Source organism: Oceanospirillum sanctuarii (assembly GCF_002150805.1).
GTDB classification, from domain to species: Bacteria; Pseudomonadota; Gammaproteobacteria; order Pseudomonadales; family Halomonadaceae; genus Oceanospirillum; species Oceanospirillum sanctuarii.
In genome coordinates, this window is record NZ_MTBA01000019.1 from 20,494 (window position 1) to 30,833 (window position 10,340).

General features: G+C 43.5%; 8 protein-coding genes and 1 pseudogene. 5 read left to right on the forward strand and 4 right to left on the reverse strand.

From position 1 onward, the window contains the following. Nucleotides 1-73 precede the first annotated feature (73 nt). From BV405_RS18140 to BV405_RS17415, 4 genes and pseudogenes are all read right to left on the reverse strand, one after another. Nucleotides 74-232 (reverse strand): IS3 family transposase, encoded by a 159-nt coding sequence (locus BV405_RS18140; protein WP_140054654.1) that lies wholly within the window; start codon nt 230-232, stop codon nt 74-76. Nucleotides 233-666: 434 nt separating this feature from the next. Continuing rightward, on the reverse strand, nt 667-2,211 hold the full coding sequence (locus BV405_RS17405) for a GumC domain-containing protein (protein ID WP_086482168.1): 1,545 nt from the start codon (nt 2,209-2,211) through the stop codon (nt 667-669). A gap of 121 nt (nt 2,212-2,332) precedes the next feature. After that, the gene (locus tag BV405_RS17410; RefSeq protein WP_140054653.1) at nt 2,333-3,424 is read right to left on the reverse strand and encodes a hypothetical protein; all 1,092 of its coding nucleotides are present in this window, start codon (nt 3,422-3,424) and stop codon (nt 2,333-2,335) included. A 183-nt stretch (nt 3,425-3,607) separates the two neighbouring features. Further along, a pseudogene (locus tag BV405_RS17415) lies at nt 3,608-4,548 on the reverse strand (IS5 family transposase). Between the two features lie 408 nt (nt 4,549-4,956). Between BV405_RS17415 and tviB the strand changes: the two are divergent. From tviB to BV405_RS17440, 5 genes are all read left to right on the forward strand, one after another. After that, a complete protein-coding gene (gene tviB / locus BV405_RS17420; protein WP_086482174.1) occupies nt 4,957-6,234 on the forward strand; it encodes a Vi polysaccharide biosynthesis UDP-N-acetylglucosamine C-6 dehydrogenase TviB in 1,278 nt (425 codons plus the stop codon). A 12-nt stretch (nt 6,235-6,246) separates the two neighbouring features. After that, nucleotides 6,247-7,194: a Gfo/Idh/MocA family oxidoreductase gene (locus BV405_RS17425; RefSeq protein WP_086482170.1), complete on the forward strand. Its 948-nt coding sequence runs from the start codon at nt 6,247-6,249 to the stop codon at nt 7,192-7,194. A 78-nt stretch (nt 7,195-7,272) separates the two neighbouring features. Next, nucleotides 7,273-7,866, forward strand: a complete 594-nt coding sequence (locus BV405_RS17430) for an acyltransferase (protein WP_086482171.1) — start codon at nt 7,273-7,275, stop codon at nt 7,864-7,866. 67 nt (nt 7,867-7,933) lie between these two features. Continuing rightward, the gene (locus BV405_RS17435; RefSeq protein WP_086482172.1) at nt 7,934-9,010 is read left to right on the forward strand and encodes a DegT/DnrJ/EryC1/StrS family aminotransferase; all 1,077 of its coding nucleotides are present in this window, start codon (nt 7,934-7,936) and stop codon (nt 9,008-9,010) included. After that, nucleotides 9,007-10,305: an oligosaccharide flippase family protein gene (locus BV405_RS17440; RefSeq protein WP_086482173.1), complete on the forward strand. Its 1,299-nt coding sequence runs from the start codon at nt 9,007-9,009 to the stop codon at nt 10,303-10,305. Before BV405_RS17435 ends, BV405_RS17440 begins: the two co-directional genes overlap by 4 nt. The last annotated feature ends 35 nt before the right edge of the window (nt 10,306-10,340 follow it).

Below are 10,340 nucleotides of genomic sequence, written 5' to 3' on the forward strand. Positions count from 1 at the left end.
TTCAGCAAGCGATCAGCCACACGATCCGTATGTGCAAGGTGTGCTGTAGCTCTGTAGGCAATGCGCCAAGTGACTACCAGTCCAGTTGCTGCATAACTTTTCGCACTCGATGTCGGGTTACGGAGATGCTTTCCTGACGAAGTTTCTTAGCCAGATTACGACTTCCAAGGCTGTTCCGCGGCTTCTCGAAAAGTACTTTGATGCGCCGATGCAGAGATAATCTTCGCTGGATTTAAGGTTCCTGCTTGTCGTTACTGCGGTAGAGTAATATGGTGGCAACATGCGAGGTTTAACGGCTTCCGGAACAGCCCCAGCTCAATGACAAGGGCGACAGCCTCTTCATTAAACTCTTGAGGGTGTTGCTTGTAGCTTCGTTTTACAGCCATGGTCAGCACCTCTCGTTATGAAGATTTTATCTCTTCTTGAGGTGTCCGGTATTTTCAAACCGAACATGACTCTTCTAGCATGGCTATAAGTTTTGTCCACAAAAATCTAACGCAGAAGCCATCTCAAAAACATATCAATCCTTTTGGGAGTGACTTTCTGCTGACTCAACGGCCCTAGCCAAGATGAAAAAGCAGATATAAAAAACGGAACAGTGTTAACGCTGTTCCGTTCATTTTGTTCTAGAGCCGCCACGGCAACGCAGCAGCTTCAATATTGCTGTTAGGCTTTACGCCCCATCTGTCGCATTAGCCCTACAAGCATTGCCATAAAACCAACACCAATACAGAGTGCAATCAGAATAAGAATATTCTTTTTCGTGATTGGGCTTGCTTCAGCCACTTCAAATGAGCCTCCCTGTGGTAGAGCCAATTGACCAGTGCTGCCTGAAGCTTGCTTACCAAGTTGTTGATGCATACGACCGATCACTTTTGTGTAGTTTCTCAGTTCAGCCAGTACCTTGGGTAAGGATTGCTTAACTTGCTCGAGATACACTGAGCGAAGCTTCGCGGCATCACCCACATTACTCTGCAGAGCGGAAAGCACTAACTTAATCTCTTCAATACGCTGTTCGATAGTTAACGCTTTATTTTGGTATTCCAGTACTTGCTGCGTTAGCTTTTGGCGGAACTCCTGCTCACCACTTTGCTGAGAGAGTTCGACCAGTCGATCAAGAAAAGCATCACCCAATTGAGGCATCGCACTCTGGCTAGATGACTGACCCTGTGTAATATCCTGACCTGACGAATTAAAACCCTGAAGCACTCGAGCAGTCAGCTCCGAGCGTTGAACCCAGAACTGCTTCTCAAGTGACAGCTCACTCAGCTGACGATTGTAATACAGCTCCACAACCTCTTTATTACGGGTAAGCCCCAACTCTTTGATCGGATCCATCAATTGACGCAGATCATACTGCTTGATATCACTAATTGTTTTATTCAAATCTTCGAGGTTAAAACCTGTTTCTGTATCAACAACATTTGCAGCATTGGGCTGCTCTTTCAACTTCTCAATATTACCTTCAACCAGTTCAATATTATCCAGGAGCAACTCGATACCGATAAGGTAATCCAACCCCTCGAAACGTTCTTCATCAAAGATCTTGGCAGTATACATTGGAATATCAAGCTGCAGCACGCCATCATTCTGAATAGTCGATACAGCCCAAGTCTCAACAATATCCAATAACACCTGCTGCGCTAACGCACTTGGTAAAGCATTTTTCTCAAACGTCAGAGAAATTCGCACAGCTCCTTTCTGAGCCTGAGACAGCTCATTCTTTAATCCAGTCTGCAGCTCTGCTAGTTCAGCTGCAGACATGTTCTTCGTTATCTGGCTCTCGAAACGCTGTTTGATGAAGGGTGTTTCCGGGGAGAAAGGCTCAATAGACACCGCGCGACGGAATTCATCCAGTTTCAGACCATTCTCACCCAGATTATGTTGACGAAAGACAGCATTCAGAACAGCAGGGCTAGTCATTTCAGTCATTGTAAAAGGACTACCATTAGGAAACTGCCCTTTCTGAACACCATCAAATGTCAGATCAAAAACCTGACTATAACGAACGAACCCTGCCTTAGAGGCATAACTAAACGCAGTGAAGGCGATATAAAGTGCTGCAGCAACAAAAACGGATAAAAATACGAGACCTCGAGTTGCCCATATTTTCTTGATCAGTTCACCAAGATCAATTTCATCGTTTTGGTACGCGTAAGGTGCAGAAGTCTGCGAGAAGTCAGCATCCTTTGCATGAGTAGGTTGATTCATAATCGACTGTTTACCATTCGTTGTTAAGTTCGTTGATCTAACGCCTATTTCGATTTCTCGACATTATGACAAGTGGAGCCTAAAATAAAAAGCTTCCCGCATAGCCAAATTTCCTCCCCTGTTAACGTTCCAACACCGTTTCGAAGTTCTCTGAAAAGCTTAATTCTGCGGTTAAATAATCCAGCTGGCGAGTATTTTCAAGTAGCTGGCGATGAAATACTATCTGAAGACTGTTTAGTTCCGGATAGTGTAACCAACACTCCGGCTCACCATATATCTGCAAAGCGCGGTTCAGTTGGTCATAGCTCACTGTGAACGCCTCGATAGTTATGCCTTTTATATTAACAGGTACACTAAGTTGTACTTGAACATTCTTGCCAGGTCTTTGCCTAACAAGCCCATTTCTCAAGTCGCTCAGTCTAATAGGTAATGCCTCTTCCTTGAGCTCTGCTAATATATCATCTGAACTATGCGTAAAGCATATTGCACTGGTGTTGGCTGCAGGCATGCGAAGCTCTATATCGCCAAAAGAAAAATAGACTTGCTTTTCTAGCAGCCTTATAGATACGGAGGAATGTATGCCTTTAAGCAGATCTGCCAGCCATTTAACGTACTGCTTGTCCAGCTCCCGAATCCAACTAATTTGACTCTTGAGGCTAACGAGAAACGTCTCATAGATGCAAAAGAGATCACCGATTTTTTGAAGCATTAGCCGGTTATCTGAAAATGAGATCCGAACACTCTCTGTAAACGTTTTTTTGTTAATTTTTAACCCATCGAGGCCATTGAAAAGCACTGCTGCCTTAATGTGCATTCCAGAGAAGTCGTCATACTTCCTGCTGATACCATAGTTTTCAATAACCCCTTGATCCGGCAGAAAAAGTGTCATTCGGCAGGTCTCTGGATGCTCTAGCATGTTCACCTGAATCGTGATGTGAAATTCAACAGCCAGAGCTGTTTCATAAAGCTCCAATTGAATCACATTCTGCATGAGCTCCTGACAACAATCTGAGCTAATCAGATACACTCTATTTTCAGTCGACACATTTGTTTTAACCAAGCCTAATTTAATCCTGAGATCGAAACGTCGACCACTGCACAAATATGCCGCGCCTTTGTCAATAACAAGTAGCAACAATGACGCAGCAATGTTAGAGCTCGCCTGCTTTGAAAGCCCCAGCAGTTTCTTTAATGCACGCTTACGATAACTCACATTCAAATCTCCTTGGCAAGACCTAGCCATATTTAGATATGTATTCCTGCCTATTTGCAACCCTTTTGCCCTTCCCCTGTGACAACTTGGGCTACAGTGACGTTTACATCCAAGGCTTATTTTGACTCATTATTCACTTCTTAGGGAACCTCTGAAAAAACCGCCTTCAGGCCCGAGTTAAAGTCAGAGCGCATTTTTTGAAGCCGCATTTTCTTTAGTTTTTATCATTTTTTTGGCCCAAAGCGATCTGCTTTGGCCATCACTCTCATTTTCTAGGTATCTTTCTGTGATCAGTAAATTACTGAACCCCGACAGCAGGTAAAGTCGGTCTTTATTTTTCTTCAAGCCTCTGTATTTCACTTTCCCATAGTGAAACACTTGTTTGATATACCTGAAAGGATGCTCCACAAACGCTCTGACTTGGGCTTTCTTCTGCTCCTGCTTTTCCTCTCGGCTATCCTTATCCAGCTTCGCCCGTTTGCCTGCCCTCAGGGCTATAAACCAGTCGACATCCCGGCCTTTATGCTCTTCACGTTTCTCCACTCCTGTATATCCCGCATCACCCCATACTCGGCTCTCATTATTGTGAAGTAGCTGATCGGTCTTGGTAATATCGTGGACATTCGCGGGTGTCGTTTCCAGGCTATGGATGGCGCCGGATACATCATCGACACCAATGTGCATTTTCATGCCAAAATACCACTGATTGCCCTTCTTGGTCTGATGCATCTCAGGGTCTCGTTTCCCTGCCTTGTTCTTAGTCCAAGAAGGAGCTTCGATGATAGAGGCATCAACAATCGTGCCTTCCTTCAGAAAGAATCCTTGTTCAGCTAAGTGCTCATTAATGGCCTGGAAAATGGCTTCGCAGAGGTCATTGTTTTCCAGTAAACGACGGAAGTTCAGAATCGTTGTCTCATCCGGTAGTGGGCCAGAAAGCCGTAATCCGGCAAAGCGGGCATAGGATAAGGAGGTCTGCCACCCTCGCCTTAGGGATAAAACGGAGCGATGCACGCCTCCAGTTTTGACCATGGAATCAAAGCATCCATACGTTCGAGAAATTTCTCACGGCGTGTTTTACGCTTTTTATGCCGAAACTCTGCTTCTGAAAATGACATTTGATCCATGATTTAACCCCGCACTGCTGAAGCGGTTATTATCCTTCAAATTGAGACTTTTTCAGAGACTCCCTGGATAATGCCAGTATAAAATTGTTTTATTCGGTTTTATTGTAAGGTATAGGGTCTATTGTCCAGTGAAATCAGAAGGATGCGGTAGGTCACAAAATTGCTTATAAGAGACTTTTTTATAGGTTGTTTTTCACTCAGAGTCGATCATAATACTCGGCTTCGTTTAAAAGCTAACAGGCTTTTCTAACACCAGATTTTTTCAGGGTGCACCTATTGCACCCGCGCTAAAAAGAAATGGCTCAAGGGTATGGCCTGAAGTGATCTTTGCACCCTCGGGCGGTAGCGTGTTTAAAGCCTTAGAGGCTAATCGTATATAAAACTTACCACGTTTAGGATTCTTGGATGATGAGTGAACAGAGCGAAGCTAGAATTGCTGTTATTGGTCTGGGTTATGTTGGCCTGCCACTGGCTGTCGAATTTGGTAAAACCCGAAAGGTTGTTGGTTTTGATATCAATGAAAAGCGTATCGCAGAACTGTGTGATGGACACGACTTGACGCTGGAAGTTTCAGATGAAGAGCTCAACAACGCATCAGGGCTCGAGTTTTCATCGGATATTAAAACGATAGAAAACAGCAATGTGTACATTGTAACAGTACCAACGCCTATTGATGAGAATAATGCTCCAGACCTTACACCGCTTCGCAAGTCATCAGCGATGTTGGCAACGGTGATCAAAAAGGGAGATATCGTCATTTACGAATCCACGGTATACCCCGGTGCAACGGAAGAGGTCTGTATCCCAATTATCGAAAAAGGCTCAGGTCTTCAGTTTAATACCGACTTTTTTGCGGGTTACAGTCCAGAGCGTATTAACCCCGGTGATAAAGTTAATACCCTGACCAAAATTAAAAAAATTACTTCTGGTTCCACGCCTGAAATCGCTCAGTTTGTTGATGAACTATATCGCTCAATCATTACTGCTGGTACGCATTCAGCAAGTTCTATAAAAGTAGCTGAAGCCGCTAAGGTGATCGAAAACACCCAGCGTGATCTTAATATCGCCATCATCAATGAGTTTGCCAAAATCTTTAATATTCTCGGGATTGATACTCAGGAAGTACTTGATGCAGCGGGCACTAAGTGGAACTTCTTGCCATTCAAGCCGGGCCTTGTTGGCGGTCATTGCATCAGTGTGGATCCCTATTATCTGACCTACAAAGCCAAAGAGGTGGGTTATCAGCCTGAAGTGATACTGGCTGGCCGTCGGATCAATGATGGCATGGGACAATATACCGCGACACAGTTAGTTAAAGCCGTCAGTCGCAAGAAAATCCATATTGACGAAGCGCGGGTTCTGGTTCTGGGTTTCACGTTCAAAGGTGATTGCCCGGATGTTCGTAACACCAAGATCATCGATATGGTGAAAGAGCTGGAAAGCTTTAACATGAACGTTGACGTTTTTGATCCCTGGGCAGAAGCAGAAGAAGTGCAGCATGAATATGGATTGAAGCTGGAACCGGAGATTCATGAAGGCGTTTACGACGCTATCGTATTAGCGGTTGACCACTCGGATTTCAAAGAGTGGGGCGTAGAGAAAATCCGCTCATACGGCAAGGAAAAACACGTGCTTTACGATGTAAAGCATGTGCTTGCAAAACACGAATCTGACCTGCGTCTTTAAGGAAATATCTCAATGAAAAACTTCGGTCTTATCGGTGCTGCCGGTTACATAGCTCCTCGTCACCTGAAAGCAATCAAAGAAACAGGTCACAACCTGGTCGTTGCCATGGATATCAATGACTCCGTGGGTATCATGGACAGCCACTTCCCGGAGGCAGAGTTCTTTACTGAGTTTGAAGAGTTCTCCGGTTTTGTTGAAGACCTGAAACAAAAAGGTCAGAAACTGGACTATATCGCCGTTTGTTCTCCAAATTATCTGCACCTTCCTCACATGAAGTTTGCCTTGCAGAACGGTATCGATGTGATCTGTGAAAAACCTCTGGTATTGAATACAGAAGATCTTGAGACGCTGAAGCGCTATGAGGCTGAATACGGTGCAAAAGTAAACTCGATCCTGCAACTTCGCCTGCACCCTTCTATCATTGCCCTGCGCGAAAAAGTGCAGTCTGCACCTGCAGATAAAGTATTTGATGTGGATCTGACCTACCTGACCTCTCGAGGTAAATGGTACTTGAAAAGCTGGAAAGGTTTTGATGAGAAGTCCGGTGGTGTTGCTACCAATATCGGTGTGCATTTTTATGACATGCTTCATTTTATTTTTGGGGATATCAAAAAGAATGAAGTGCACTACCGGGATCAAAAAACGTCATCCGGTTATCTCGAATATGAGCGTGCCCGTGTTCGTTGGTTCCTTTCCATTGATGCAGAACATCTGCCGGACAATGCAGTCCAGGGTGAGAAGCTAACCTACCGTAGTATTGATATTGAAGGTGAAGAGCTGGAGTTCTCAGGTGGCTTTACCGATCTGCACACCCAAAGCTACCAGAATATTCTTGGTGGCAATGGCTACGGCGTGGAAGAAAACCGTGCGGCCATTCAGACGGTTTCTGATATGCGTAACACCGCTATTACAGAAAACCCGGAAAAGCCGCATCCTCTGCTGGCAAAAGTATTGGGCTGATGTTTCAGATTCTGGGAGGTTCAGGGTTTCAAGATAAACAAAAGTTCTGATGCCTTACAGGGTATAAGGAAAGTACAAATGAGTTCACAGGTTAATTATTCACAGCATGAAAGCGCCATTGTTGATGATGGCGCACAAATTGGCGAAGGCAGCCGCGTATGGCACTTTGTGCATGTTTGTGGTGGTGCAAAGATCGGTAAGGATGTCTCCTTGGGACAAAATGTTTTTGTCGGCAACAAGGTGACGATTGGTGATCACTGCAAAATTCAGAATAACGTCTCCGTTTATGACAACGTGCATTTGGAAGAAGGCGTATTCTGCGGCCCGAGTATGGTCTTTACCAATGTCTACAACCCGCGCTCATTGATTGAACGCAAGGACGAATATAAAGATACCCTGATTAAAAAAGGTGCCACACTAGGTGCCAACTGCACCATCGTCTGCGGTGTAACTGTGGGCGAGTTTGCCTTTGTTGGTGCCGGAGCAGTCATCAACAAAGATGTACCTGCCTATGCTCTTATGGTAGGGGTGCCGGCTAAGCAGATCGGCTGGATGAGTGAATACGGCGAACAGCTGGATTTACCATTACAGGGCAATGACGAAGTAACCTGCCGCCATACCGGTGCAAAATTCACGCTCGACGGCACCCAACTAAGCAAAACTGAAGCGTAAGCACATTTCTATAGCGATATTATTCTTAATTATTATTGGTGGGAGCGGGTCATGCCCGCGACAAATTATGCAATTTATAGACTTAGCCGCCCAACAAGCCCGAATCAAAGATAAAATCGACGCCAATATCCAAAAGGTACTTGCGCACGGCCAATATATCCTTGGCCCTGAAGTAACCGAACTGGAAGAAAAGCTTACCGCTTTCACTGGCGCTAAACACTGCATTGCAGTCGCCAATGGCACTGATGCCTTACAAATTGCCCAAATGGCTTTTGGTATTGGCCCCGGCGATGAAGTAATTACCCCTGGCTTTACTTACATAGCCACTGCAGAAACCGTAGCCCTGTTAGGTGCAAAGCCCGTGTACGTAGACGTTTGCTCTAAAACCTACAATTTAGATCCAACCAAGCTAGAAGATGCCATTACTCCAAAAACAAAAGCCATTATCCCCGTAAGCCTATACGGCCAATGCGCTGACTTCGATATAATTAACGCTATTGCCGAAAAACACGGTATTCCGGTCATCGAAGATGCTGCACAAAGCTTTGGAGCCAGCTACAAAGGCAAAAAATCATGTAACTTAACTACCGTTGCCTGCACCAGCTTCTTCCCGAGTAAGCCATTAGGCTGCTATGGTGATGGTGGTGCTATCTTCACAAACGATGATCAACTTGCCGTTGTACTGCGTCAAATTGCCCGGCACGGACAAGACAGACGTTATCACCATATTCGTGTAGGCGTTAACAGTCGGTTAGATACCTTGCAAGCGGCTATTCTGCTGCCAAAGTTGGAAATATTTGAAGAAGAAATTCAACTGCGCAACCAAGTGGCTAGCAATTATACTAAATTGTTGGGCGAAGCTGGGGTTGGTACAACTCCTTTTGTAGAAGAACATAATACCAGTGCTTGGGCTCAATACACTGTGCGTGTGAAAAATCGTGATGCTGTACAACAAAAACTACAAAAAGAGGGTATACCTACAGCCGTGCATTACCCAATTCCGCTAAATAAACAACCTGGTGTTGCTGACTTGGAAGCGTATTTGCCCATAGGCAATCAAGTTGCAGAGGAAGTAATGAGTTTGCCTATGCATCCTTACTTATTGTGGGCTGAACAAGCTAGGGTTGCCAAGGTGCTGATTTGAGAAGTAATAAAAATAGCAGTACTATTACGGGTGACTTTTTAAGTAAAGTGACTACGCTTGCCGGAGGTACTATAGTATCGCAGTTAATAATGATGTCATCAGCGCCGTTTCTTACGCGCTTATACACACCAAGTGAATATGGGTATCTAGCTACATTCCTATCAATCGTTGGGATTATGATTGTAAATTCATCATTACGGTATCAGTTAGCAATACCTTTGGGGAAGAGTAAAGTAGTCCAAAAAGATATAACCAATCTAAGTATTTTGCTGGTGTTATCTACAACATTGATTTATTTCTTCTTAACCCTTAGCTTCGGTGATGCTGTAGTTTATGAATTGGGCTTGAGAGATGTTTCGCCCTCATTTTTCATGTTTCTCATTTTATCAGTTTTGTCACTGGGTTTATATCAGGTTCTCTTGAATTACCATATTGCAAATAATAGATATAGTATAATAGCTATCTCTAAAGTTGCCCAATCAGTCGTCGTCGTCGTTATGCAATTGGCATTCTACTCTTATGGATTTTTTGCACTAATTGCTGGGCAGACACTGGCGTACCTTGTATCGCTTGCTATCTTAGCTGGTAGATTGAGTATTATCTCGATGATAAAGCGAATCGAGTTTTCTAATCTCAAAGCTGCTGCAGTTGGCAATATTAGATATCCAAAATTTGAAAGTATTTCTAGTTTGTTAAATGTGGCTGGTGGTTATTTGCCTGTCTTGCTTTTAGGCTTTTATTTTTCTTCATCTGTTGTTGGTCAGTTTGCATTAACAACACAGGTCTTGACTTCACCAATTGGTATACTTGGTGATGCAATTTCTAAAGTTTTTATAGGTAGTGCAAATGAATGTATTAAATCCGGCTTTTTAAGGGGGAGGATTGTAAGTATTGTAAGAAATGTTTTCTTGCTTGGTTTTCCTTTTTTATTAATAGTTATGTTTTATGGTCGTGAGTTATTTGAATTTGTTTTCGGTTTGGGCTGGGGGCAGGCTGGTGATTTTGCGATTATTCTCTCACCTTGGTTGTTTTTGGTTTCTATTGCAACATGTATCTCTGGTGTTTTGCTTATTTATAATCGGCAAAAAATAACGCTTCTATTTCAGGTTGTTCTTTTTGTTCTTCGTTTTATTGCAATATATGTTGGTTATTTGTATGGTGATGTTTATTTTTCTGTAATTCTGTTTTCTATAGTAAGTTTTATATGTTGGTTTTTTTATTTTACATATATCTTGTATGTTTCAAAGGTAAAGTTTAGGGATTTTTTTACTAAGCGTCGGGTTTCTTGTGATTAATTCCTAAAATTTGCGATAATCTCATTATAATGATT